We start from the raw sequence: 25809 nt of genomic DNA, 5'->3' as shown, positions 1-25809 counted from the left end.
GGCAATGCGCCGCGCGCACACAGGCTGGCGAACGGTGATGCCGGTGCCGCCCGGATTCTGGAAGTCACCCGCAACGCTATCCGCTCCTGGCGTCGCCTCGGCGGCTTAAGCGTGGTGAGCAACAGCCCGATACCGGTTGCCGGCGTGTGGCGAAGCAAAGAGGTGGCGGCATAAGAGGGCGAGAGCATCAGCCCAGAGTCAGGTCGCGGGGCAGCTCGTCGGTGAGCACAGCCTCTGCGAGCAGCTCGCCGAGCAGCGGCCCGAACTTCATCAGGTTACCGCCGACGAATGCGACGACGCGGCCCCGGCGCGCTACCGTCCAACCATCGCCGCCGTCATCGAGCCACGGCGCACGGACGGTAACGCAATCCACTTGGGCCACAGGCGATAACGACGGGAACAGCTTGCGGACAGTGGCGGTGTCCGGCACATCTTGCCCGAACGCCCAGCGGCCGGTGCTGCCGAGGGGCAACCCGTAGCCTTCGGGCGCAGACAGGCACGCGGCGCCGACCGCGTCGGCTCCCGCATAGGTGAAGCGAGTGTGTGCGGCGAACTCGACGTCGAGCGGGCCGAACAATGCCGGCGTTTGGACACCTGCGCAGATCAGTACGCGGTCGCCTCGCACGACGGTGCCGTCGGCGAGGGTCGTCGCGCCATCATCGTCAACCGATACGGCCTCGCCGCGGCGGATTTCGACCCGCCGTGCCAAGGCGCTCAGCGCACGGCGGATCCGCAGGCTGCCACCGAGCGGATCGAATATCCCGCGCGGATAGGTCGCAGCCAGAAAGGGAATTCGCGCCGGGATGGCCGCCTGATCAAGGCTTGAGAACACCGCACCGGCATCTGTCATTGCCGTGGCGATGTCGTTGTGGGCGCCGACCGCAATAAAGCCCTCAGAGCCGAGCAGCCGCCCCGCGCCGAATTCGGCCTCCCAACGCTGCCAGCCGGTGCGAGCGCACATGGCGAGCCGGCACAATTCCGGACGCCGGTGAGCGATGCGGAAGATCCGTGCCAATCCTGCGGATTGCTCGGCGAACGGCTCACCGCGCTCGATCACCACAGCCTGCGCGCCGCGGCACGTCAGCTCATAGGCGGTCGCGAGGCCACATATGCCGGCGCCGATGATCACAATCACGCTAGAAGTCACTGTGCCACAGCTACGATGGCCGCGTGCCGCTGACCGTCGACCCACGGGACCAGATCTACGACGGCTTCTTGGGGCATTCCCGATTCGGGCCCGCCGCACCGCTAGCCGCTTGAGGGTCAACTTTCGACAATTCGTTGGCGATGCGGGGTGACTGGCATGCGCCGAATCATCAAGCGGCTAGCGGTGTTTCGATCGCGAGATCGGTGAACAGGGCGGCGATGGTTCGCGCGGCCACCGGCGGGATCGATATTCGACGTGCTGGACAACGCGGAGTCCTACGCGGTGAGGTTTCGCCCGGACCTGCGTGACCCGCCCGTCACCATCATCACCGAGACGGATCTTTGCGGAGGCCCGCGACGATGCTATTACGCTGCGAGACAACCTGATAGCCAGTGGCTTCGCGGCACCGTGCGTGGGCTCTACCCGGGCGGGGTTGCGGATTATTTAGAGCGCTTCACCGGTGCGCTCGATTCGGCGATTCAGCCCGGGTTCATCTTGGCCGCGGAACGCGAGGAGATTCTTCAGCTCGCCGCCGCCACCTTCACAACGGCGAAACTTCAAGGGTCAAGCTGAACAAGGCGTAGGCCATGCAGAACAGAAAGTTCAGCGTGACGAGAACCAAGCCCACAAAGATCAGCGAGCGTGCACAGCGGCGCTTCAGGCACGTGACCTTCGCAGACAGTTGCTCACGTCGCAGCTGGGTAGCGATGAACGCAAACGCGACGTCGGTGACCTCGTCAGCTCCCACCGCCCCACCCGCCAGCACCAGCCGGAGTCGCTCTGGCGGAGTGTTGACGCCGACCCGGGCGAAGCGCTTGCTGAGCCGTCGGGCCTGCCTGCGACCGGGTACTTGATTTCGCACCTGAAACCGATGCGATAGTTGCCCACGTTCGTTCCCCCAGGAGTCTGACGGGGTCATCACACGCCGGATTATAGCTCCCTTGTGGCTGATCGTCCCGTGGTTACGGCCGATTTGCGGTGGTTTCCTGCCGGGCCTATATGCGTTGTTGGCCACCACCAACGGCTGGCCTACACGCAACGCCCTGCTCGAGGACTGCGTGACGAGGACCTTCCGCAGTATGCAACCTTCGCCGCCGAAGTGAGGACCTAAACGGACGACTACCCTGGCCCCGCCAACGGCGGTCCCCGGCCGACCACTCGCCGTTGGCATTTTCAATGACAGCAGTCAGCGTAGATCCGTACATCGGCCTGGCAATGTCGGGCGGCGCATGAGTTCGACAACGCCGAGTGCCCAGGAAGGACACGCGGCCGGATCAGCCGCGTTTGGCTCGCACCCACTGGAACGTGCCGATGGTCTTGGTCCGCACGCTGGCGAAGCCATGCTCTTCCAGAATGTCGGCAATTTCGTCTTCGCCGAACACGTACGCCCCACCGTCGGGCAGCTTCAGCCATAGCTGCGGCAGACGGCGGACCATCGGCACCAGTACCGCAAGTCGGCCGCCAGGCCGCAGTACCCGCGCCATCTCGGATAGTGCTGCCGCAGGGTCAGGAATCAACTGCAGGACGGCGATCGACACCACGGCGTCGACGGACCGGTCCCGCAGCGGCAGCCGTTGGGCGTCTGCACGCAGGAAGCCGACCTGCGGTCGGGCTGCAGCGCGTACGGCGCGCGCCAGCATCGGCGCGGAGATGTCGACGCCCAGCGCCAGCCCGTCCGGCCCCGCGGCGCGCGAGTGACGCGGTGACGGACCCGGGACCCGAGCCGACGTCCAACGCGATGCCGCCCGGTGGGATGTTCAACCACTCGATCGGATGCTGCAACAAGGAAACGAACCGGCGCGATATGGCCTGCGCGTTGTCGTAGAGCATCGACCCGATCGGGGACGCCCACACCGCCTGGATCGGACCCGTGTTCCTGGCCGGGCCCTCGTCGTCAGCTGCCGAACCGCTCAGCAGGTCGAGATAGCCCTTGCTCGCATCCGGTTCGGTGGGCGGATCGACGAGCAGACCCAGCGCCCGCTGCAGCGCCGGAGGCAACGTTGTGTTAACGGTCGTCATGCGCACGCCTTCAATGAAATGCCCTGTTTAACCAGCGTTTACGAAAAGCGGAGCCGCACCCCTGCTGCCACGGCTGGCTGCTGTTCGCAGCCTACGCCAGGCCATCAGGCGCCGGCCAGGATGGGCAATGCGTCCCCGCCGACCGACACCCGAAGGGCCCAGCGCCCCCGCCAAGGAGTCCGCGAACACCCGGCGCCACGACCTCGTCGATGAGCTGGTCGAGGTAACAACGGACGATGAGTATCACAGTTTGGGCCGCGCTCCCCAATGAATTGGCGAGCTCGCGATTAGTGAACAGGTTCAGTCGCACCGGCAGGATTACGGGGTCTTCCTGCGGCGGCTTTGTTGCCGCAGTATGTCAGGTATGAGATAGCGACGGAAGGAGCGCGCCATGCAGATGACCGGCAACACGATCCTGGTGACCGGTGGGGGCACCGGGATCGGCCGCGGTTTGGCCGAGGCATTACACCGACTAGGCAACCAGGTCGTCATCGCCGGCCGGCGCATCGAACCGCTTCGGGAGGTCGCCGACGCCAACCCGGGCATCCATTACCTGTCGCTGCATCAAGGCGACGCCGCTGACATCCGGCGATTCGCCATCGAACTCACCGACAACCACCCGGACCTCAACGTCATCGTCAACAACGCCGGCATCCAGCGCGTCGAGGATCTCGTCGGCGGCGGCCCCGGCGCGGCGGCGCAGACGATCGCGATCAATCTGCTGGGGCCGATCAGGCTCACCGCGGCGTTGCTGCAAAGGCTGCTGGGCAAGCCACACGCGGCGATCCTCAACGTCACGTCCGGGCTGGCGTTCATGCCGAGCGCGCTCACGCCGACCTATTGCGCCACCAAGGCAGCGCTGCACTCCTATACCCAGTCGCTGCGATTCCAGCTGCGCGAAACCGGGGTCCAGGTGATCGAAATCATTCCGCCGCACGTGCAGACCGCGTTGCAGGGCGACCGCGGGTTCGATCCGAGGGCAATGCCCCTGGACGACTACATCACCGAGACGATAACGCTGTTGCGAACCCAACCGCAGGCCGAGGAGATCATTGTGGAGCGCGTCAAAGGGTTCCGGTTCGCCGAGCGGGACGGAGCTTACGACGAGATCTATCCCGCCTTCAACCAGGCCATGATCGCTGCGCTGGGCCGCTGAGGGAAGTCTCAGTCGCGAATAAAGCCTTTGGTGCGCATCAAGAAGTCGGCGAGAAACCCGTCGTGCGGGATTTCGGGCGCCCCGTAATAGGTCGGATGGTGGCCGCGGTAGACATTGGCGATGGTCGGTTCGGCCAACAGATCGTCGATCAGGTCTTCGTCGTCGGTGATTGCGTTGAGCACCAACGAGTTCCGCAGCGGATCCACACCATCGGAGCGTGACCACGGTGAGACCCACACACATGGAAATGGCAGCTCCACATTGAGCTTCGCGACGTCGGGCGTGGCCATGAGATGCACAGCCGGGCGCAGTGCGGCACAGCAATCGGTCAGCGCGGCGACCACCTGGTCGGAGCCGAGCACCGGGGTGCTGCCTGCCGCCGCAGTCATCAGATAACTCGCTAAAGCCTTTGCCTGGTCGATGTTTTTGGTGGGCAGTATCGCTCGCTCATCATCGATCGGCAGTACTTCAATTGCCGAAAGCCGTTCGCCGATCGCACGGGCCAGAGGCGTGGGATCGCCCTCATAGAGTACGGCGGTCGTGTTGACGCATGCGATTCCGCCCAGGTTGGCGATCGAATCGGTGATGACGTCCAGGTAGGCACGCCAGTCCTGATCGGCGGTGATCAGAATCTTGGCCCGGCCCGGCCCGTTGACCATCACCGTCGGGTCGTTGGCGTATCTGTCGACGACGGCTTGACTCCCGTAGACCATGGTGCGGTCGGCCGATCGGATGATCTCGCCGGCGCCGCGATGATCGGTCGGCAGGTACACCGCGTCTTCGGGCCGAAATCCCGCCTCTCGCAACGCGTGAACCAACCGGTGCGCGGTGAGTGGCTCACGACGCGACGGGCGGACTGCCACCCGGTAGCCCAGCGCGAGCGCCTGAGGCCACAGCCCGTGCACGCCCGGGCCGTTCCCAGACGCCAGTACGCCGAACACGCTCCCTCGCCGCACCCACACCGCGGCGCCGTTGCGGGGGCGCCTGTCGTGCCAATCCGGGACGGCGCCGGTCGGTCGGGCCAGCTGCACCGCGTTGAATGCCAAAGCCACAGCATCGGCCACGCCGCGTGCGCTCGACCGCGTGACCGCGATCGGGATCCCAGAGATCTCGCTGGCCAGCTCGGCGTAGTCGTCGAAGTTCAGTCCCGCGATCACCCCGGTGGCGAAAGCGTCGGCGGCTACGGCCAACGCGGCTTCGCGTTGTCGCGCCGGCAGCGGTCGCGTGTCGCGTTGAGCGGTGATAGTGCGCGAGACATACAGCGGCGGCACGATACCGAGATCGACAACCGCGGCGCCGGCGGTGGTTATGACAATTTCGCGGTTGCGGGTGTGGTACGCGCCGCTGGGCCCGAGCGCATCGATGCGCATCAGTAGACGCCTTCGATGACTGGCTCACCTTCGAAAGCCGCGACGGGACGTACCTCGCTAAGCGAATCGCCAACTTGGCCTTGGGGTCCCGGCAGCCGGATCGCGCTGTCGCGCTCAAGGTTGTTCGGAAGGAGCATGCCCTTGCTGAGATGGTTCATCACCACCTGCCCGCGCTGCCCGTAGGGCACTTCCTGGCCCGTGTCGGGATCGACCACCGAAAAGACCACATAGGGCGAGCGCGGATCGAAAATGAACTGATCGCCGCCGTCGTTCGGGCGAGTCATCGCTTGGGAGAGAATCATGGTGCTGCCAAACACCATCGTGATCGCCGTATTCGGAAAGATCTCGCGCAGCAAGTCGAGTGTATCGACGTCCACGTGGGCACCGCTGAGCAGTAGGAAGCGAACCTTCCCGTTCACCAGGTTCGCCACGTGGTCGTTACGAGCCATGGCCTCGAGCAGCGGGGGAGTGGTGTGCAGATTTGCCACGTCTTGGGTCGCAAGAATATGCACGGTCTGCTCGATGAGGTGGTCGACGTAAGCGGACACCTCCGGGGCGGCAAGCCTCTTGACCCATCGGGGATCCAAGTCGATCGCGTGAAAAACTGAGCCGAGTCGTTCGGAGACCAGCCGAGAAAAGTAGCCCACCCCGTGTGGCCCACTCGGCATCATGCAGACGAAGCCACGGCCGCGCAGAAATCCGCCGTTGGCGAAGTCCTCGGTTTGCCACTGGACTACTTGTTCGATCCAATCAGGCAGCTGCACCGTCCTTTTGGGCGCACCTGTGGTGCCGCCGGACTCGAATATCTGCGGAAGCGGCGGCGGGGATCCGTATCCGCGCGGGATCAACTGTTCAACGGGGACGCTCCGCAGGTCCTTCAGCAGGTTGGGGAAAAGCCGCAAATCGGTGAAGGTGTTGACATCGGTTAGCGGGTTGAAGTTGAGCGTGCGCGCCGCGCGTAACCAGAACGTGCTGCCGGTATCGTCGCCGAAGTGCCAGGCGATCGCAGCGCGTAAGTACGCCTTGGGGTCGTCGACCGGCGCCGACCGCGGCACATCCAGCAACGAGAAATCGATGTCGGCCACGCCATCGATCATGTCGCAGTCCCGATCACCCAAGCAATCCGCCGCGGCGAATCTGCCTCATCGAGAATGGTTTTCGTGCAGGGTTAACCGGGGCGACATCTCTCTGTCGGTCACAGTTGTGCACAGTTTGCCACACCAGCCCCAGGAGCCTTATCGGCTGGGTCTGTAGTTGCTCTGCGTTTCGCGGCGCATGTGATATCACGCGCCGACTGACGTCAACCGATCGCTTCGATATCTGATATCGCATACGGCTTCTTTTGCGAAACAGGCCGGTTCCCAGCTTGCGGTACTGCTGTGACCGATGAATTAGAAGCCGCGCGCTCGATGATGCGGAAGGGCGAGACCCGATCACGATGCCCACAGCTGTCTACCCCGACGTTGCCCTCAGTGGCCCCCGACACTGCGGTGGACACCGCCGACTTCTGTTCAGCCCGTAGCATGCCGACAGGAGGAGAATTGGCTGATGAATGTGGCGGCGAAAGCCGTCGACCTGCTCGCCAATCCGGCGCGGATCTCTGATCCGGACAAGTTGCGCGGCGCGATTTCCGGAAAGACCGTGCTGGTGACCGGAGCGTCCTTCGGCGTCGGCGAAGCGACGGCCCGCAAGGTCGCCGGGGCAGGAGCTACGGTCCTGGTCGTCGCACGGCATCAACTACCGGGGTCCGATTCAGCTGCTGCTGAGTGTCCTTCCCGCCATGCGAGAGCAGGGCCGCGGGCGCATCGTCAACGTTTCGAGCGTGGCGGTGCGCGTCCCGCCGGGTCCGCAGTGGGGTGTCTACCAGGCATCCAAGGGGGCCTTCGACCGCTGGCTGCGCAGCGTGGCACCAGAACTACACGCCGTCGGTGTCGACGTCAACCCGGTGTACTTCGCACTGGTGCGCACCAGGACGATCGAGCCCACACCGATTCTGCGAAAACTTCCGGGGAAAGGTGCTGCGAAAGGAGCTGCCGAGCTAAGGGCGGCGGCTCAGCGCCGAAACGGCCGCCAGCGGCCTTCCGGCTGCGCGAGACGGTCGGCGATCACCGACAGCGTCTGCACGTTGTGGCCGTAGCCGAGGTGGCTGCTGTGTACTTCGACGTTTTCGGTCTGCGGTGCGGGCAAGCTGGTACAGCACTGCCACGCCACGATGCCGTCGCTTTTGCTGTAGATACAGGTCGTCGGAACGGTCAACGGCTGGTCGCGGCGTAGCTGCGCGGCTGCGGAGACGGCTTCGGTAGCCTCGCTGCCGCGGTTGACCAGTCGCCAGACGGTCCACGCGGTGCTGGCCCGATGGTTCCCGCGAAACGGGGATCCCAGCGTGATCACCGACCGGACATCATCAGGGAAGGCGCGCGCCAGTTCCCGGGCATAGATCCCGCCGGCGCTCCAGCCGATGACGCTCACATTGCGCCCATCGGCCCGTTCTCGGATGTGGCGCAGGCGCGCCGGCAGCGTTTCCTTCATGCTGGCCCGGTAACCCAGGTTGTAGCCCAAACCCCAGTCGTAGACCCGATAGTTCAAGCGGCGCACCACATCACGCAGGAGCTGCGTCGAAAACGGTCCGGCCAGGAATCCCGGGATCACCAGAACCGGATGGCCGTCACCGCGAGGCCAGTCGGCCATCCGTCGGGCGGCCGCGAGAGTGACCAGATATTCGATGCCGGTGCGCCATTCCAGCGCGCGCAGAAGATGTCCAGGCGGGGCCGCATTGACGGCATCGGGGACCTGATCGGATTGCTCGATGCCGGGCTCGACGGGTTCAGGAGTAGAAGGCATTCAACGTTTCCTTGATCTGCTCGGCGACGACACCGCGCTTCACCTTGAGCGAGGGTGTGAGTTCGCCAGTCTCGACCGAGAGTTCGTGGTCAAGCAGAGCCCATTTCTTGATGGTCTCCCACCGATTGAGGTTGGCGTTGAGCTTCTTGCCGTGCTCTTTGGCCCAGCCGCTGATCGCGTCGGAATCGAGGGCGACCAAGGCAACGAAATTGCGTCCCTCGACGAACACCATGAATTGGCTGGCGTACGGGCGGTGGTAGCCGGCCATCACGCATTTACTGCGGAACTGGACCTCGCCCGCTTCGCTGATCCGCACCTCGGTGCCCTCGAACGGCAGACCTACCGTGCCGAGCTTGTAGTTGTCGGGACGGTTGATGAAGCCCGCGCCGGCCGACTCGGTCAGCCCGGAGCCTTCCAGGATCAAGAGGCCGGCCGCGAATGCGCGAGCGGCAGCCACAGCAGTTGCACGTCGTCTTCGCCGAGCAGGTCCATGTCGCGGATCGCGGCGCCGGTGTAGACCCACGCCTCGTGGCGCAGCCGCATCCCTTTGGGTTTGCCGGGTACCCAGTCGCCGTCGCCAGCTCCCTCGAAGACGACCACGTTGGCGAGGTTGGGCAACTCATTACGGTGCTCTTTGAGCTGGACCAGTTGGGTGTCGTCTTCGGCGAAGACGATCCGCGACTCGGAGTCGGCGAGGATGTAGGCCGTGTCGTCGGCGTTGGTGCTCGGGTAGACGGTGGTGGTTGCCGCGCCGGTACACATGATCGCCAGGTCGGCCAGGATCCATTCGAATCGGGTGGTCGATGCGATGCCGATCCGATCCTCGGCCGCGACGCCCAGCGCCAGCAGGCCGGCAGTCAGCGCTTCGACCCGCAAGGCGGTCTGCTTCCAGGTGACCGAAGCCCATTTGCCGCTGGCCTCATTGTCGGGGTAGCGGAACGCTTCCCGATCTGCGGATGTATCAACGCGGTGTAGGAACAGCAGTGCCAAATTGGGAGGACTTGTGGATCTCCTGACGTTTCCGTGGGTCGGGTTTCATGCTGCTCGGCCGGGTAGTGCGGGGCACAGGCCGCCGCGGGTGAGCATGGCCATGCCGATCAGCGCCTCAGGGCTGTGAAACCCGTACGCACGCTTGGTCAAGGCCCGCAGGTGGGTATTGGTGGCTTCCGAGCGGGCATTCGACAGTTGGTGGTCGAGGGTGTTGCCGATGAGCTCCTTGTGACGGCGGACGGTGCGGGCTACGGCGACGAACTCCGGGATGCGCGAGTGCGACGCCCAGGACAGCCAACCGGCCAGCAGACGACGGCCGTCGCGCCCTTTGACCCGGAAGACTTCGCGGAGTTGCTCTTTGAGCAAATACGCCCGATACAGCGTGGCGTTGGTAGCCGTGATTGCGGCCAGGCTGGTGCGTTGCTCACCGGTCAAGTCGGCCGGGTTCTTGCGCACCGCCCACATCGCATGCCGGTCGCGGACGCCGGCGCGGGCCATGGTACGCACCCGCACCTTGTCGAGGGCCTTGAGCGCCCAGGCCACGACATGAAACGGATCCAGGCAGATCACCGCGGCCGGGGCCCGGTCCCGCAGCACGGCGTGAATCCATTCCGCCCCATCACAGCTGACGTGAGTCAACGCCGCGGCACGTTCGGCGCCGAGCTGGTCGAAGAACCGGCCCAGGGTGTCTTTGTTGCGGCCTTCGGCGGCCCACACCAACCTGCCTGTCGTGTGGTCGATCACGCACGTCAAGTAGCGGTGGCCTTTGCGGTAGGCGATCTCGTCGATGCCGATGCGGGTCAGTCCGACGAGCAGGTCGTTGGTGTCGCGGCCATCGGCGACCACCCGGCCCACGATCGCGGCGATGGTGCGCCAGGCCACCCGCAAAAACACCGCGACCACACTGATGGCGGCATGCGCGCTCAGCCACGCGGCTGTGTCCTCAAACGCCCAGGTGTGGCGGGCGCCGGGCCGCGCCCAGGGCACATGCGCCACCACCACTCCATGCTCGGGGCAGGCTACCCGCGGTGCGGCGGCCTGCAGATAGGCCTTCGTCGTCCCCAGATCCAGGCTGCGCCAGCGCCTGATCGCGTCCCCGCCGTCATAGCCCGGACAGCGTTTCTGGCACCGCGAGCACCGGCTGGCCTGGTTTGCCTTGGGCCGCACCGCAAACACCAGCGCTTCGCTGGTCACCGGCTGTTTGCCGCGCGAAGTCTCGGTCTCGATCATCACGTCGTCGATGACCATGTCCTGGCCACCGAGGACCGTCGCGAATACCCTGGATTTGCGCAACGCCGTACACCCCTTCCGTCTTGAACCCGATTGCAGTCCAAAACGTAAGCAGGACACGGCGTTGCGCCCCAAAACCCCTGGTCACGAACCCACGACTATGGCAGAAGAGCCGGACTTGTCTGGGTCATCGGACTTCCCCTGAGTTGCTCGGAAACGCGCACTCATGATCTTGCTGGCAGTGCCCGCCGCTGGGTGCCGAAACGCGAATCCGAGCAGCACGTTTCGTCGGCCTCGGCGATTCCGGCGGCCTTGGCCAAAAAGTTGGGCGCCAACACCGATAGGCCGGTGGCCGCCGCGGTGGCGCCAGCCACACCCGTCCAGGCGACCGGCCCCAGCGGCGTGCAGCCGAAGAACTGGCTGACGCCTGGAGTCTGGACGATGGCGACCAGCACTGCGGAGCTGCCCAACGCAGTCGCCACGACCAGCGGGCTGTGCCGCCGGGCCAGCAGCGTCTGGGCCAGCTGCGTCGTCACTAGAGCAGTCAATCCCATTGTTGCCGTGCGCCTTTCGGTGCCCGGAGTCCAACGCCCGATAGCCCAGGCCGCCGTTGCGCCGGCAGCCGTGACAGCGCCGCGGGTGACGATCTGCCGCATCAGCGGAGCGTCCAGCGAAGGTGTCGGCGCCGTGAGCACCGATCTCTGGTAGGCACGGCGTGCCTCGTCGGCTTCCTCCTCCGTCTTGTACTCGTCGGCTTCGGGTTCGTCGAACTGCGGTGTGACGGAGACCGCGAGCGCGGGGAACATGTCGGTCAGCAGGTTCACCAGCAGAAGCTGACGGGTTCCGATCGGCGCCCGTCCGGTGCCGAGTGCCGTACCGATGATGGTGAACAGAACCTCGCCGACGTTGCCACCGACCAGGATCGTCACCGCATCGCGCACACCGGCCCACATCCCGCGGCCCTCGACCAACGCGTCGAGCAACACGCCCAGGTCGTCCTCGGTCAACACGATGTCGGCGGCGCCGCGGGCGGCTGAAGAACCTCGACCGCTCACCCCGATGCCCACGTCGGCCATCCGGATCGCGGCGGCGTCGTTGGCGCCGTCGCCGACCATCGCGGTCACTCGCCCGCAACGCTGCAGCGCCCCGACGATCTGCACCTTTTGTTCCGGGCTGACCCGGGCGAAGACCTGCACGTCGGCGGCGAGTTTGGCGCAGGCGTCCTCGTCGAGGCCGCTCAGTTCGGCTCCGGTGATCACCCGCGCGTCCGCTGGCAGGCCCAGCTGGCGGGCGATCGCTCGCGCGGTGACGGGGTGATCGCCGGTGATCAGCACGACGTTGCGGTCGGCGTCCTGCAGCGCCTCGATCAGCGGGCGCGCCGATGGGCGTGCGGTGTCCGCCAAACCGATGTAGCCGATCAACTCGAGATCCAGCGCGGCAGCGTCGACGGCGTCGGCATCGGTGTCTTCGTCGTCCTCGGTCTCGTGTTCCCAGCGGCGCTGCGCCACCGCCAGCACCCGCAAGCCTTGCTCGGCAAGGCTGTGAACCAACGACTCGGCATGGTCTTGGTCGGCCTGCGGATGCGCGGACCGGCAGCGCGGCAAGACCACCTCTGGAGCCCCCTTCAGCACCAGCAACGGGGCTTTCGGGTCCCCGCGAAGGCTGCCGATCGCCGCGGCGAAGCCGCGACTGGACTCAAAGGGCACCTCGGCGATGAGGTTCCAGTCCGAATCGCCTCCGCGGATGAGCGAATCCGCCGCCTCGAGAATCGCCTCGTCGGTGGCGTGGGCGTGCCCCTGCCCCTCCTGCGGTTGGGTGGTCGCGCGCGCCGCGGTCCTCAGAACGTGGGCGGCCTGGGGGTCAGCAAGGTCGGGCAAAGGGCCTCGCGGGTTGGCTGAGGCCGGCGCCGAACGCACTACGCGCAGGCGGTTTTCGGTGAGCGTGCCGGTCTTGTCGAAACACACGGTGTCGACTCGACCCAGTGCTTCGATCGTGCGCGGTGCGCGGACCAGCACCCCGCGCGCCGACAGCCGCCGGGCGGCGGCGAGCTGGGACAGGGTGGCCACCAACGGCAGGCCTTCCGGCACGGCGGCCACCGCGATTGCGACGCCGTCGGCGACAGCCTGACGCAACGACGTGCGACGCAACAACGCCAAGCCCGTCACCGCGGCGCCTCCGGCGAGCGTCAGCGGAAGCACCTTGGCGGTCAGCTCGCGCAGCCGGGCTTGCACTCCGGCCGCCGATTCGATATCGACGACCGCCGAAATCACCCGATGCGCCGCAGTGCCCGCACCGGTGGCCACCACGATCGCCCGAGCATGCCCGGCGACGATCGTGCTGCCCTCGAACAGCATGCTGGCCCGGTCGGGATCACTGGCGGCAACCGCATCGACCTGCTTGTCGACCGGCAACGACTCACCGGTCAGCAGGGATTCGTCGACCTCGAGGTCCTCGGCGACCAACAGACGCGCATCAGCGGGGACCACGTCCGGCGCGGACAAGTCGATGACGTCGCCGGGACGCAGTGCACTCGCCGCCACCGTGACTGTGCGTTCGGCGTGTCGCGCCGCTTCCAGGCGGCGTCGCGTCGTTGCTACCGCCGGCACGACGACACGGCGTGCGAGCTGGTCCTGTTCGGCGAACAGTTCGGCGGCCGCCGCGTCGGCCCGTAACCGCTGAGCCCCGCCGGTCAAGGCGTTGACCGTCATCACGCCGGCAACCAGCAGCGCGTCCACGTTGCTGCCGACTATCGCCGACGCCGCTGCGCCTACCGCGAGGATCGGGGTCAGCGGGTCGGCGAGCTCGTGCCGAGTCGCTTCCAGTAGCTGCCTCGTCCGATTTAACGGCCGTCGTAGCGGCGCCATCAGTGGCTCGTAGTACAGGTCCTCGAGAACGCGTCGCCATGGCGCCGTGCCGGCCTCGACTGTGAGGGGCTGGATGCGACCGGCGAGCCGGGAATAGACGATCTCGGGGTCCAGGGCGTGCCATGCGGTCAACGGTTGCGGGGTGGGATCGGGTTGCCGCAGCACCTTGCCGGCCGAATACGCTCCCGCCGCCAATGCGCTGGCGGCGGCTGCGTTGACCGGATTGAGCCAACGTCGCGGGCTAAGCGGGTTGCTGACACGCCCGGGTTCACCAGTGACGAGTAGTAGCCCGGCCAGAGTGGTGCCGCCCTTGGCGAGGTTCACCGACGATTCGGAGATCCGCCGCGCCGCGGGCAGAGCGGACAGGATCCGCACGGCCGCGGCCAGGTCGGTGCCTGTGATGATGTCCGCTGTCCAGGGTGTTGCGGCGAGGGGATCGTCGAGAGCAACAGCCACATCGGCGATGGCCAGCGCCGCCAGGGTGTCCGTAGATGCGAAATCCCGGTGCAGGGCAGTGATCAGCAAGACGGGTCCGCGGTCCACCCGCAGCTCGCGTACGACGCTTAGCAGCGGTGTGCCGGCCGGATGACTGGCGGCGACGCTGGCAGCCAGATCCTGGGTGCCGGCCACATGCCGCAACACCACCCGGGCTCCGGTCCGGTGCGCGATCTGCAGCAGCGGAATCGCGAACGGGTCAACCTCCCAGCCCACCTCGACACTGCCTACCCGTTCGCCGTCAACCACCAAATCGCCGCGTTCCAGACCCTGGGCGGGCATCGCCGAGGGTCCCTGCGCAGGGATCCATCGCAGGTGAGCGCCGGTGGCGGGCAACTCGTCCGGGTCGGGTTCAGGTGGCTGCTCAGCGTGTAGCAACGCGTCGGCGACCTCGTAGACGCGGTCCTCGTCCCAACCGGGCAAGTCGCCCTGCGCCTTCAGTACCGCACGGTTGTCGCCGCGCAGCGCTGCGCCGTCGATGACGACGACCTGCACCCGATCCAGGCGACGCAGCGCACCTGGGTCGAGGACCAGCTGCCCGGCGTCGGCGAAACCGCGGCCAAGTACCGTGGCGAACGCCTGGCGGCCCAGGTGGGCGGCTCTCGGCACGCCGGCCAGCACGGCGTCGGCGGCGTCTTCGGCGCTGCCGCCGGCCAGCAATGCGCCGGCCGCGGCGATCAGCGAACCGTTCGCGGCTTGATCGGCGTACTCCTCGATCGGTCCGGCCATCGCACCCTTGGCCGCATCCATTGCGGAGTCGATCGCGCCACCGACCACGACGTGCGACGCCTCACCGGCTTCTGCGCCGGCCCAGTTGTGTCGCAGAGCCTGCGAATCCGCTCCGGCCGACGAGATGATCGGGACCACCGGAGCTTGCGGCCGCTTAGGCGATGCCAGCTCTGGCTCGCGATCGCTCCACCGTCGGCGATGGGCGGCGGCCTCGGAAATCTGCAAGCTGCGTTGGGCCAGGTCCAGCACTGGTGTACCGACCGCCTGGGTGAGCCCGTTCACGAACGCCGCCGTAGCCGTCAGCGTCAGGTCGGTACCCACTCGACCCAACCGCGATTCCAGGACTGACACCATCCGCGGTTGATGATTGAGGATGGCGGCCGCGCCTCGTGCGGTTCGCGGCGCGACCGGCAGCCTGACGACCCAGCCGGTAACCGCGGCGCCGATCGCAACCACGTCCATGGCCGCGGCGGTCAGCGGAACCAAGATCGCCAACGGGTTACCCGGGTCGGCGAATGGCGCGGTCCGGATCTCAGCTTCTGGCTCCGCGGCGGCTAGGCCCGCCGCCGCCGAGGCCAGGATGTCGCGCACCCTGTCCACGACGGCGTCGCTGTCGGCGCCGTCCTCGAATTCCAGCACCAGCCGGCCTAATGAGCCCTCGACATGGGCGGCGACCACCCCGGGCACCTTGCGGACCGGGCCTTCCACCAACGCCGCATGCTCGTGCCAGCGCGGGAACGGTGACAACGGATCCAAATCCAGGTGCACTCGCCGCCCGCTTCGCCAGCGTACGGTCGCCGCAGCACCGTTCGCTGAGCCGTCAGCAGAACTGCTTGTCCCCAACACCCGGGCGGTCGATTGACTGACCGAATTCACCACCGGGCCAGCCAGCATCTGCACCGTGTCAGCGGCGCTGGCCACGCCGTTCATCCCGGCTTTCAGCATGTCCACTGCTCCACCGGTCAGACCGCCGACAACGGCGGCTACGTCCGGAACCCTCATCCATCACCCTTCACAACGGCTACCGTGTCGATCAGTGCGCCCCGGGGAACCGCCGGCTTGAGCCGTTGCGCATCGACATGAGACGAGCGTACGTGTTGCGGTTTCGTCCGGCTGCGCCTCAGCCTGCTGTTACATGCACTCGCTCACGGAAACATGTCTGCCGACACTCGCGCAGACGTCGGCGTTGGCCACCCCGGAAGGCTGTACGAGGCAATATGTTTCAGGGCGCGACGTGACGGCCACCATTGGCTAGTAGCTCCTGTAGGGCCGTGACCGGGGCCAATCGGATGCTTTCCGGTGCGGCGAACGCCGATTCGGGGTCCAGCGCATCTGGGAATGGCCCCACCCTGTCGTCGCTGGCGATGCAGTACAGCCAGGTCCGCGGCGCTGACCGATACTCCCCGCAGCCGAAATTCATCGGTCCGGCGGCGATGAATCGCGATGGCCGCGCGCATCTGCATTAGTGCAGGCAACGGCAGGAGACCTGGGAGGACTCGCCGGAGGGCTACCCGCAAACCCCGCCGTCCGGCGCCGACGCCCAGGCCGGGCGCTTCGTCGTGCTGCGGTCGGCCGAGCAACGCGCTGTGGTGGCGAAGGCGGCGGTGCACGCCTTGAGGTGATCGAGCCCGTCTCCGGGATGAGCCGACCAGCCGCCGACGACAGCCGCCGGGCCGGCGTCAACCGCGCGACCTACGAGCTGCACGATCGGGCCGGCGAATTCACGTCAGTTTTGGTCGCGCAGCAGCACTTTCCGACAGCCTCGCAGCTCCTGACCGTTGAGCGACGTGGTCAACCTCGACCGCTGGGACCAGCCGGCTGGTGAGCTCCTGCGGTCGGCGCCGTCAGCTTTTGATGCCGACCGTGATCACGTCGGAGATCGCCCGGGTTAACAGCGGCCGCCGGACCCGGTGTTGCTCCGCGACGGTGAAGCCTGCGTCCTCGAACAGTCGCCGCATCTCTGCTGCCGATGGGTGATGGGCCGGCTTCCACCTGCTGGTGGCCGGCCCTTGCAGCAGCGGTTGGCGCGCACTGAGCGTCGAGACCGCCGCCAGCCCGCCGGATGACAGCACCCGGCGGAATTCAGCTAACGCCGCGGGTTGGTCGAAGAAATGAAACGCCGACGTCGTCACCACCGCGTCCAGCGCCCCGTCGTCGAACGGAAGCTGCTCGGCCGGGCCACGTAGCCACTGCACACCCGTCGAGCGGGCCCGCGCGGCCTTCAGCATGCCGTCGGACATATCCACGCCGTACACCTGCTCGGGATGCAGTTCGCGCTCGATACGGTCAGCCAATATGCCCGTGCCGCAGGCGATGTCAGCTATCCGCGCAGAGGAATGCGCGCGGAGTTGGCCGACCACTTCGTCGTGCGCCGGCCGGTAGACCCACTGCTGCAGAACCGGCAGGTTGTAGGCCGGGGCGGCGAAGCCCCAGAACCGTGTCACGGCATCGTTGAAACCGCGACGTTGCGCTGCAGCGGTCACTTGCTCGAGGTGTAGTAGATAGTGTCGGCCATCGACACCGAGTCGTTAGTCTGCGGCACCGGCGGAAGACGGTTGTCCGCCAACAGGTCACTCATCGGCCGACCGGTCGAGTGCCAGCCCAGAGTGCCCAGATACGCGGCGACGTCATTGCGGTCGCCTTCGTACCCGAGTTCGGAGAATTCGAGGCCGAAGCCGTGCGCACGCCATTTTTCGGTGGCCTTGCGCATCGCCTCCCGCGCCCGCTCACGATCGACCTCCGGCATGTCCGGGATAGCCTCCGTGGCCAGTTGGCTGCCGTTGGCACTGAGCGCGGAAATGTTGTCCAGCAACCGATCTTGCGCATCCGGTGGCAGGTAGCCCAGCAGTCCTTCGGCGATCCACGCGGTGGGTTGGCTGGTGTCGAAGCCCGCGCCGATCAGCGCGGCCGGCCAGTCGTGTCGAAGGTCGACGCCGACCGCACGGCGATCGGCCGTCGGCTCAGCGCCGAGACCGGCAAGCGTGTTGGTCTTGAAGGCGATCACCTCGGGTTGGTCGACCTCGAAGACGGTCATCCCGGCGGGCCAGTCCAACCGGTAGGCGCGGGCGTCAAGACCCGACGCCAGAATGACCGCCTGCCGGATGCCCGCGCGCGTCGCCTCGGCAAAGAACGCGTCGAAAAAGCGGGTGCGGACGGCCATCGCGTCGGGCATCTGCTCGAGCTTCCAGCTGGACTCGTCGTCATCGACGTCGGCGGCGACCAAGTCTCCGGTAACCCATCGGGTGAGGAAATCCACGCCGACGGCGCGGACCAGCGGTTCGGCGAACCGATCGTCGATCAGCGGGTTGTCGGCCTTGCTGGCGACGGCTCGGGCGGCGGCGACCATCGTCGCTGTCGCTCCCACGCTGGTCGCCAGGTCCCAGGTGTCGTTGTCGGTGCGCGGCATACGTGCTCCTTACGGTTGGATCGGGGCGGTACTTAGCTAGCATAACAAGTATTTAGCTGGCTTAACAAGTCACTCGTCGACGGACCGCGGTGTTGGCGCTGGTCGGCTCGCCCCGTCGGGGCTTAGAGGCCGAGGAACGCCAGCGGATCATGCGAAACGTCGAAGGGCCGGTCGTGCTCACCGGCGCTGGCCGGTGTTTCTCGGCAGGTGTCGACCTGCGCGCGCTGGTCGACGGCGGCGCCGAGTATGTCGAGCCCTTCGTGACGGCGCTTTCCGAGGCGTTTCTCGCGGTCTTCGACCACCCGGCACCGGTGGTCGCCGCGGTCAACGGGCATGCGATTGCCGGCGGGTGCGTCTTGGCCCTGTGCGCCGACGTGCGACTGATGTCGGCGCGGACCATCGGGCTCACGGAGTTGGGAGTCGGTGTGCCTTTTCCGGTGGCCGCCCTCGAGATATGCCGATTCGCAATGGGGACGTCGGTGGCCCGGGCGACCCTGCAGGCCAAGACGATAGACGCGGACACCGCGTTGGCCCGCGGCTGGATCGACGCCATCATCTCGAACGATGAGCTGATTCCCCAGGCGATCGCGATGGCGCGCGAACTCGGTCAGTACTCCCCGGGCTGTGTACGCGGCCACCAAGCGAGCGCTGCACCAGCCGACTCGCGCCGCGATCGATGCGGGTGCAGGTGGACGCGAAGGTACGGGCCAGTTGGATCACCGAAGATGCTCGCGGGCGCATCGCCGCATTTGTCGACGCGCTGGCCGGCAACCGCTGAGTTGGCCGACCGTGAGCCTTTGGATCACCCATGCCGCACACACGCTGACCGAAGACATACCGGCGGCGCCCGACGCGGTGCGTGACTTCTACGTGGACCTGAACAACACCAAAGTTGTTCATCCGCTGGTTGTTTCGGTGCGAACCATTTCGCGCGAGGAGACCGCGGACGGGTACGTGCAGACCTATCGGGTGCGCGACCGCATCCCATTGGTTGAGGGCAGTAGTCACGCTCGGGGTGAGTTACAGGGCCCGCGTCGAGGTCCCGGCACGCGGAGATGCGATCACCGAGGCGCGTCAGTTCCCCCAGGTGCGTCTACGCGCCACCGTGAGCTTCGAACCGATCAACTCGGGCACCCGTCTCACCGAGCGGCTACGGATCGCGGCTCCCCGTCCGCTGGCCGCGACGACTCAGTGTGAAGCGGTCAACGCACACATCGCGATGCGGTCGGGTATCCGACGACATTTTCAGTCCGGGCGATCTCCTGGATAGGGTCGTCAAGATTGCTCTCACGTGCTCACTTCTCGTTTTCGGGTGGGTCGGGGTCGCCGCGAAGGAGTTCTTCGGGGTGGTGGGCGTGGTTGATTTGGGGCGGGCCGGCGCCGTCGGTCCATCCGAGGCGGCCGCTGGCGGTGGTCTGGGTGCGCAGTTCGCCGCGGGTTGCCATGCCGTGGTCGCCGCCGCACCCGAAGAACAGTTTGTCGGCGTCGGTGCGGCCGCCGCGGGCGAAGTCCGGTGAGTGGTGCACCTCGCAGTAGTAGCCGGGTACCAGGCAGTGGGGGCGGGTGCAGCCGCGGTCGCGGGCGTAGCAGATCAGCCGTTGGTCGGCGGTGGCCACGCGTTTCTGGCGGCCCAAATATAGGGGGCGTTTGGTGTGGTCGTCGAACACCGCCAGATAGTGGATGCCGGTGGCGGCCATGGCGATGAGATCGCGCATCGGCAGCCGCGAGCCGCCGCCGGTGAGCGCGGGGGCGGGCATCGGGACCGACGAATCGACGGCGGCGTGGGCGGCCCGCTCTAGTTCGGCCAAGGTGGTGGTGGCGACCACGGTGACCGGGTGCCCGCGGTGCACACCGAGCCCGCCGGAGGCGATCGCGGTTTGCAGGCCGAGTTTGAGCGCGTCGTGGCGGCGTTGAGCGGGCGTGCGATCATCGCGCGCCTCTGGTTGTCCGTCGAGACGATGGCGGCCGGGCCGCACCGCGGCTTCGATGGCCTCGAAGTAGGCACGGGCCTCGGGGTCGAGCCAGCCGGAGAGCCGGGACATATCGTCAGGACCCTGTGGGCCGAGGTACAGGCCGCGGCGCCGTGCCCGGTCCTCGTCGCTGAACAAGCCGTCGGGATTGAGGTAGTCGGCGATGCGCTGGCCAAGTTTGACGACGACGCCGGCATCGACTTTGGTTGCGTGGTCGACGAGGGTGCGCTCGGCGGCGCTCACGTCGGTGGGCGAGACGCTGGCCGGGAGCACGTCGACTGCTCGGCATACCGCGCGGATGTGCTCGTCGCCGATGGCGCCGGCCTCGACCGCGGCCGCCAACGCCGGCAACTCCGGTGCCACCGGCGGGCCGGTCAGCGACCGGCGCGGCCGAATCCGGGCGGCGAGTGTGACCCGGCGGGTGATCTCGTTGGGAGTGATGCGCAGCCGCGCCCACAATGCGGATCGCATCGCTGCGATCGTCCCGGACTCGTCGGGCGGGTCGGCGATCTCGCCGAAAAATCGATACATCAGCCCGCGGTTGGCGCGCTCCTGGGTTTCCAACCGCTCAGCGACGTCGACGCGAAAGCCATTGCCCAGCAGATCCGACGACGTCTCCCGCAACACGTCATGGGCAGCGTCGATCGCATCCAGAGCGGTGTTGATCCGCTCCCGCGCCTGCTCGACGCCGATCGCTGGGGCCATACCCCGACGCTACGGACCAGCCCGACACATCCACCCCAACCAACGCCGCACACCCCAATCTGTGGATAAACCCGCAACTGTGGACAACTCGGCATCCGCCAGCTCGCCAGGCCGCTACTAGTCGCCATCAGATCAGTTGGTTGGCGTAGTTCGCCCTTGACCAGCTTGCCGTAGCTGTTCTTCGGCAGCCGGGCGACGGTGGGATAGCGCTTCGGGCGCTTAGCCTCTGCCGCAATATGCTCCACCGCAAGGTCGCAGTCCGTCACCGGTTCGACACCGATCGTTGCCGTGCCGAAGACCTGCGAAACGCCGGCATCTTCCACGATTTGCGGGATTTCGCGGGGACGCAAGCTTGTAGTCGATCGGCACCGCGACACGCTCGGCCGTCCAAATCCCGAACAGCAGTTCCACGATCTCCGGACGATTTTCACTGATGATCGCGAGCCGCGCCCCCGGCGGAGTCTGCTGCTAGCGCCCCGCGCTCAGGAAAGCGCTGCGCGGCCTGCTCGAGCAGCGCGAACAGGTTCACCGGGCCGTCCACTTCGATGTCAACGCAAACTTCGACAACTATTTGGTTGAGCTCCATCCGCCGTCGACGACGATCGTTTGGCCGTTGATGAAACTGCCGCCCGGCGGGCACAAGAACGCGACCGTGCTCGCCACGTCCTCGACCGTGCCCGGCCGCTGGTGGGGTGTCATGTCGGTATTGACCCAACGAAATCGCAAGTCCTGCAACCGTTCTTCGGTCATTGCCTTCTGGATAACCCCGGGAGCCACGGCGTTGCAGCGTATTCCGTGCGACCCGTACTGGCGGGCGATATGGGTGGCCGGTGCGGCCAGACCGCCCTTAGCCGCGGAGTACGGACCGCCGCGAAGACCACCAACACGTCACGCGCCAACCGGAACGGCGCGCGCAACATCACGTTAAGGAAGTAATCCAGCGTCTCGTCGTCAGTTGCGTGTAGTGGTGCGGGATTTCCCACCCCGGCGTTGCTGACCAGGAAATCGACACGGCCCCAACGCTCGACCGCTGTTCCGATGATGCGGCTAGGCGCGTCGTCCTCGGTCAAATCGACCGCAACGGTTGCGATACGGTCGGAAGCGCCGACTGCCTCGGTTAACTCGGCTAGCCGCTGTTCGTTGCGGCCGGTGCCCAGCACCGCCAATCCCATTTCGGAAAGCTCGGTCGCGCAGCCGAAGCCGATACCGCCCGTTGCGCCGGTTACGATCGCTACCTGCATGTCATCCGTCCGCCTTCGTCAAGGCCGCGCCACTGCGGACACCCGGCGCGCGGTTGGCCGATCCGCATCTGGGCGCTGTCGGCTTGTTCGGGACCCTCAACACCGAGCAAGACGCAAAAATCCGCTTAACCAGGGCATATTTGGGTGCTTTTACGTCTGGTGGGCGTTGGGCGTGTCTTCCCGCTGATGCGGTCTGGTCGCACCTAAACTGACTCCGGAATCTGCAGGGAGGCATCGACGTATCGGCGGCCACGACAGCACCGGCCAGGTCAACGGGCGGAGCACTGGAGAGGTGAGCATGGGACCGGCCGGGGTTTACCCCGCGCCGGTTCGCTGTGCTCGGCGTCCCCGATGGGTTGCTCCGCCGCATGTCGGCCGGCTGGCCACCACCAGGAGTAGCGAGGGTGGCGGACGGTCATCGCGCCGTCCCGGTATTCCCGCGCTGGATGGCGTGCGTGCAGCGGCAGTCGCGCTGGTGCTCGCAGACCACGGCGGGATTCCCGGCATGGCGGGCGGATTCCTCGGTGTCGACGTATTTTTCGTGCTCAGCGGTTTCCTGATCACTTCGCTACTGCTCGACGAACTCGGCCGAAGTGGCCGTATCGGCCTGGGCGACTTCTGGATTCGGCGTGCGCGCAGGCTCCTCCCGGCACTGGTGCTGATGGTGCTGACCGTGGCCCTCGGGCGTCGATTCTTTTCACCCGAGGCGGTTGCCGGCTTGCGCGAGGACGCCGTCGCCGCGTTCTTCTGGGTCGCCAACTGGAGGTTTGTCGCAGATAAGACCGACTACTTCACCCAGGGCGCTCCGCCGTCGCCGTTGCAGCACGCCTGGTCACTCGGTGTTGAAGAGCAATACTACATCGTCTGGCCGCTGTTGCTGGCGGCAGCGGCGGTGGTGCTGGCCGCCCGGGCTCGTCGCCGAAAGGGGTGGGCAACGCTGAGCGGAGTCCGCTTGGTGGTGTTGTTACTGGCCACGCTGGGCGTACTGGCGTCGGCTACGGCCGCCATCCTGCTCGCATCCGACGCCACCCGTGATCGGGTCTACTTCGGCACCGATACCCGGGCGCAGGCGCTGTTGGTGGGCGCCGCGGCATCGGCGTTACTGGTGAGCGACTGGTCGTCGCTGAACCGCGGCTGGTCACTAATCCGGTCCCGGTGGGGAAAATGGCTGGCTCGGCTGCTGCCGGTAATCGGCGTCGTGATGTTGGGGATTGGCACTCACTACGCTACTGGCAGCGCCCGGGACTTCCGCGAAGGTCTGCTGATTGCGGTGGCCATCGCCGCGGCGCTGGTGATCGCCCCAGTGGCGCTCGACCAGCGCGGACCTGTGGCCGTTGTGCTGGCGTGGAGTCCGGTGGCGTGGCTGGGCACCATTTCCTACGGCGTCTACCTGTGGCACTGGCCGATCTTTTTGGTGCTCAACGGTGAACGGACCGGCTGGTCAGGGCTCTCGTTGTTCGGTGTCCGGTGCGTTGCCACGCTGGGGGTGTCCACCGTGTCGTGGTGGGCGATCGAGCGGCCTATCCGGAGGTGGCGACCGGCGCGGGTGCCGCTGCTGCCGTTGGCCGGCGCGACCGCCGCGACTGCCGCCGCGGTGACCATGCTGGTTGTTCCCGTCTCTGCCCGACCCGGCGGCGGGCCACTTGACGGCAGTTTGCCCCCTGGCGTGTCACCGGTCGCGGTCGTTTCGCCTTCCCCGCCGGAGGGTCCAAGACCCGCGCGCGCCATCGCGCAGCGAGACCCTCGGCGGCCGTTCACCGTGTCGGTCTTCGGCGACTCGATCGGTTGGACGTTGATGCATTACCTACCGCCGAGCCCGGGGTTCCATTTCGTCGACCACACCGTGATCGGTTGCAGCCTGGTGCGTGGCGGCCCGTACCGTTATCTCGGCCAGACGTTGGATCAGAAGAGCGAATGTGAGTCGTGGCCGAGCCGATGGAGATCGCAAATCGCTGCCGACCGGCCCGACGCCATACTGCTGATCGTCGGTCGCTGGGAAACAGTGGATCGGGTCAACGAGGGAAGGTGGACCCACATCGGTGACCGCACTTTCGACGCCTACTTGACCGGTGAACTGGGGCGCGCAGTCGACATTCTCAGCTCCAGTGGCGCACCACTGACCGTGGCCAACCTGCCCTACAGCCGGCGGGGTGAACGGCCGGATGGCAGCTTGTGGCCAGAGGATCAATCCGAGCGGGTGAAACACTGGAACACGTTGTTGAGCGCAACGATCGGCCAACGCGCAGGCGTGGGGATATTGGATCTGAACAAAAAGCTGTGCCCGGACGGTGTGTACACCGCGAAAGTCGACGGCATTCAGGTGCGTAGCGACGGTGTACACCTGACTCCCGAAGGCGTGAAGTGGCTAGCGCCGTGGCTCGAGGAATCGCTGAGATAGTCGGCCGCTGCCGTTGTCCCGCGCTGCTGACTGATGCCAGATGAAGCGCTGAAATCCCAAACGACATACCGAATTTCACAATAGTTGCGGGACGAGTGGCCCTGACCAACAAGTACAGCAGTCGGCCGGCATCCGGGTGCAACCGGGGTGTTTGGTCATGCGCCTCGGCGCGCATCCGGTCAAGAGCTGCTGCAACTCACTGATCGTGCAAGGTGGTGGTGGCCCTAGCGTCGAGCCCAGGCGCCCCCAGCGGGAAGGTGTGCGCTCCCCGGTAGTGGCCGCAGTCCGCGGACTCCTTGACTGTGCAGCCTGAGGTGCACCGGCGCGGCGCTGACCGTAAACTTTTTTCCAATATCGTTTGACCTGTATCGCCTTCGATGCCAGGATGGACGAGCAAGCACCTCGGTAGGTGAGGCGTCTGCGCGGATACAGGCCACTGACCCCGAACGTCGAGAGACGCCCCGGGTCAGGACAGCTCTTCCCGGCTTAAGGGTTGAGCCCAAGTGGCTTCCGGAAGAAGCTCCGGATACGCCGTGCAGTGCCGAAGCTCCGACGAGAGGGGTGCAGGTTCGTCGGCTTGCCGTCGGATCCCAATCCCCCCCATGTGCGTGCGCCCGGTTGACACCCCCGTGTGTCCTGGCCGTGAGGAGGTGATGGGCGAGATGAGTCCGAGCGACAGTCCGCATCCGTATTCGAATTTCATTTCGTCCCGATCCGGACGCGGCATTCCTTCTGCCGCCTGAACCTTTCTCGTTCGCTATTTCGGTTGTGCCTGCGCGTGTTTGGTACGCCGGGCGATGAGCTGCACCCGAAACTTGCTCAGCGGTCGACGTGACTGCAGTAATCGGTCAGACTTCGACGGGAGATGATCATGAAATTTCTTGTTGCACCGGCAAATCGAGGAGGCACTGATGGCTCGGCCTAACCCGGAACGCCAGATCCACCGCGCGTGCGGGGACCTGCGTGCTGCTCTTCTCGAGGCGCTGGAGTTGCTGACGGAAAGCACAGTACCCAGCGCCGGCTGCGATGACATGTTCAGGGCCTTCAGCGACTTAGGGCATGTCCAGCGTCAGGTCGCCGTTGCGTTGCAGGCCACCAACTTGCTCGACCAGATGATAGGCCTCCCAGAAGAGCAGCGTCCGCCTTGGTCGTATTACCGCAGCCGGATTCGCAAGAAGCCGTTATATGTCCTGAATTCCGCCGACGGTAATCACGGCATCACTAGGCGGGCATCCGCCTCCTAGCGAC

17 protein-coding genes, 5 pseudogenes and 1 riboswitch are annotated in these 25809 nt (G+C 66.3%); of the genes and pseudogenes, 8 read left to right on the top strand and 14 right to left on the bottom strand.

The annotated features are described in order from the left end of the window. Positions 1–187 precede the first annotated feature (187 nt). From M5I08_RS24030 to M5I08_RS24015, 3 genes and pseudogenes are all read right to left on the bottom strand, one after another. Complete coding sequence (locus M5I08_RS24030) at positions 188–1135, bottom strand: NAD(P)/FAD-dependent oxidoreductase (protein WP_219068267.1); 948 nt, start codon at positions 1133–1135, stop codon at positions 188–190. 553 nt (positions 1136–1688) lie between these two features. Next, entirely contained in the window at positions 1689–2066 is a 378-nt protein-coding gene (locus M5I08_RS24025; protein ID WP_249762997.1) for a hypothetical protein, read from the bottom strand. A gap of 355 nt (positions 2067–2421) precedes the next feature. Then, positions 2422–3166, bottom strand: a pseudogene (locus tag M5I08_RS24015) (methyltransferase domain-containing protein). Between the two features lie 391 nt (positions 3167–3557). Here M5I08_RS24015 and M5I08_RS24010 point away from each other — a divergent pair. After that, the gene (locus tag M5I08_RS24010; RefSeq protein WP_219068262.1) at positions 3558–4322 is read left to right on the top strand and encodes an SDR family oxidoreductase; all 765 of its coding nucleotides are present in this window, start codon (positions 3558–3560) and stop codon (positions 4320–4322) included. A gap of 8 nt (positions 4323–4330) precedes the next feature. Here the strand turns inward: M5I08_RS24010 and M5I08_RS24005 are convergent, their stop codons facing one another. Together M5I08_RS24005 and M5I08_RS24000 are read right to left on the bottom strand one after the other, a co-directional pair. Beyond that, on the bottom strand, positions 4331–5695 hold the full coding sequence (locus M5I08_RS24005) for an aldehyde dehydrogenase family protein (protein ID WP_219068268.1): 1365 nt from the start codon (positions 5693–5695) through the stop codon (positions 4331–4333). Beyond that, on the bottom strand, positions 5692–6777 hold the full coding sequence (locus tag M5I08_RS24000; protein WP_219068269.1) for an AMP-binding protein: 1086 nt from the start codon (positions 6775–6777) through the stop codon (positions 5692–5694). Before M5I08_RS24000 ends, M5I08_RS24005 begins: the two co-directional genes overlap by 4 nt. A gap of 463 nt (positions 6778–7240) precedes the next feature. On the opposite strand from M5I08_RS24000, the pseudogene M5I08_RS23995 reads away from it, so the two are divergent. Further along, positions 7241–7754: pseudogene (locus M5I08_RS23995) on the top strand (SDR family NAD(P)-dependent oxidoreductase); the annotation flags it as partial. Here the strand turns inward: M5I08_RS23995 and M5I08_RS23990 are convergent. The 5 genes from M5I08_RS23990 to M5I08_RS23975 form a co-directional block, all read right to left on the bottom strand. After that, the gene (locus tag M5I08_RS23990; protein ID WP_219068263.1) at positions 7745–8533 is read right to left on the bottom strand and encodes an esterase/lipase family protein; all 789 of its coding nucleotides are present in this window, start codon (positions 8531–8533) and stop codon (positions 7745–7747) included. The pseudogene M5I08_RS23995 and the gene M5I08_RS23990 overlap by 10 nt on opposite strands. Further along, positions 8517–8990, bottom strand: coding sequence for a hypothetical protein (locus tag M5I08_RS27150; protein WP_370328541.1), 474 nt, complete (start codon positions 8988–8990; stop codon positions 8517–8519). Before M5I08_RS27150 ends, M5I08_RS23990 begins: the two co-directional genes overlap by 17 nt. Further along, positions 8954–9523: an AMP-binding protein gene (locus tag M5I08_RS27145; protein ID WP_370328540.1), complete on the bottom strand. Its 570-nt coding sequence runs from the start codon at positions 9521–9523 to the stop codon at positions 8954–8956. The genes M5I08_RS27150 and M5I08_RS27145 overlap by 37 nt, the downstream gene beginning before the upstream one ends. Before the next feature lie 45 nt (positions 9524–9568). Beyond that, on the bottom strand, positions 9569–10816 hold the full coding sequence (locus M5I08_RS23980) for an ISL3 family transposase (protein WP_249762996.1): 1248 nt from the start codon (positions 10814–10816) through the stop codon (positions 9569–9571). A 161-nt stretch (positions 10817–10977) separates the two neighbouring features. Beyond that, positions 10978–15843, bottom strand: coding sequence for a cation-translocating P-type ATPase (locus M5I08_RS23975; RefSeq protein WP_249762995.1), 4866 nt, complete (start codon positions 15841–15843; stop codon positions 10978–10980). A 269-nt stretch (positions 15844–16112) separates the two neighbouring features. Here M5I08_RS23975 and M5I08_RS23970 point away from each other — a divergent pair, with 269 nt between their 5' ends. Then, entirely contained in the window at positions 16113–16307 is a 195-nt protein-coding gene (locus M5I08_RS23970) for a hypothetical protein (RefSeq protein WP_219070513.1), read from the top strand. A 57-nt stretch (positions 16308–16364) separates the two neighbouring features. Then, positions 16365–16615, top strand: a pseudogene (locus M5I08_RS23965) (nitroreductase family protein); the annotation flags it as partial. 70 nt (positions 16616–16685) lie between these two features. Here M5I08_RS23965 and M5I08_RS23960 read toward each other — a convergent pair. Together M5I08_RS23960 and M5I08_RS23955 are read right to left on the bottom strand one after the other, a co-directional pair. Next, a complete protein-coding gene (locus M5I08_RS23960; RefSeq protein ID WP_219070514.1) occupies positions 16686–17324 on the bottom strand; it encodes a class I SAM-dependent methyltransferase in 639 nt (212 codons plus the stop codon). Further along, positions 17321–18247 (bottom strand): SAM-dependent methyltransferase, encoded by a 927-nt coding sequence (locus M5I08_RS23955; RefSeq protein ID WP_219070516.1) that lies wholly within the window; start codon positions 18245–18247, stop codon positions 17321–17323. The genes M5I08_RS23960 and M5I08_RS23955 overlap by 4 nt, the downstream gene beginning before the upstream one ends. 89 nt (positions 18248–18336) lie before the next feature. Between M5I08_RS23955 and M5I08_RS23950 the strand changes: the two genes are divergently transcribed. Next, on the top strand, positions 18337–19110 hold the full coding sequence (locus M5I08_RS23950) for an enoyl-CoA hydratase/isomerase family protein (RefSeq protein ID WP_219070518.1): 774 nt from the start codon (positions 18337–18339) through the stop codon (positions 19108–19110). Next, positions 19037–19517, top strand: a pseudogene (locus tag M5I08_RS23945) (SRPBCC family protein). The gene M5I08_RS23950 and the pseudogene M5I08_RS23945 overlap by 74 nt, the downstream one beginning before the upstream one ends. A 25-nt stretch (positions 19518–19542) precedes the next feature. Here the strand turns inward: M5I08_RS23945 and M5I08_RS23940 are convergent. Continuing rightward, complete coding sequence (locus M5I08_RS23940) at positions 19543–20922, bottom strand: 13E12 repeat family protein (protein ID WP_249762994.1); 1380 nt, start codon at positions 20920–20922, stop codon at positions 19543–19545. A 567-nt stretch (positions 20923–21489) separates the two neighbouring features. Further along, a pseudogene (locus M5I08_RS23930) lies at positions 21490–22163 on the bottom strand (SDR family NAD(P)-dependent oxidoreductase). A 298-nt stretch (positions 22164–22461) separates the two neighbouring features. Here M5I08_RS23930 and M5I08_RS23925 point away from each other — a divergent pair. Further along, positions 22462–24561 carry an acyltransferase family protein gene (locus M5I08_RS23925; protein ID WP_219068312.1) on the top strand — a complete coding sequence of 700 codons (2100 nt, stop codon included), beginning with the start codon at positions 22462–22464 and terminating at the stop codon, positions 24559–24561. Positions 24562–24955: 394 nt separating this feature from the next. Beyond that, a riboswitch (M-box (ykoK) riboswitch) is annotated at positions 24956–25129 on the top strand. A gap of 343 nt (positions 25130–25472) precedes the next feature. Then, positions 25473–25805 (top strand): hypothetical protein, encoded by a 333-nt coding sequence (locus M5I08_RS23920; RefSeq protein ID WP_219068311.1) that lies wholly within the window; start codon positions 25473–25475, stop codon positions 25803–25805. Positions 25806–25809: the final 4 nt, after the last annotated feature.

It is taken from the genome of Candidatus Mycobacterium methanotrophicum (assembly GCF_023515995.1).
Lineage (GTDB): Bacteria > Actinomycetota > Actinomycetes > Mycobacteriales > Mycobacteriaceae > Mycobacterium > Mycobacterium methanotrophicum.
Note: the sequence above shows the minus strand (reverse complement) of the source record. Positions and strands in the feature narration are given on the sequence as shown.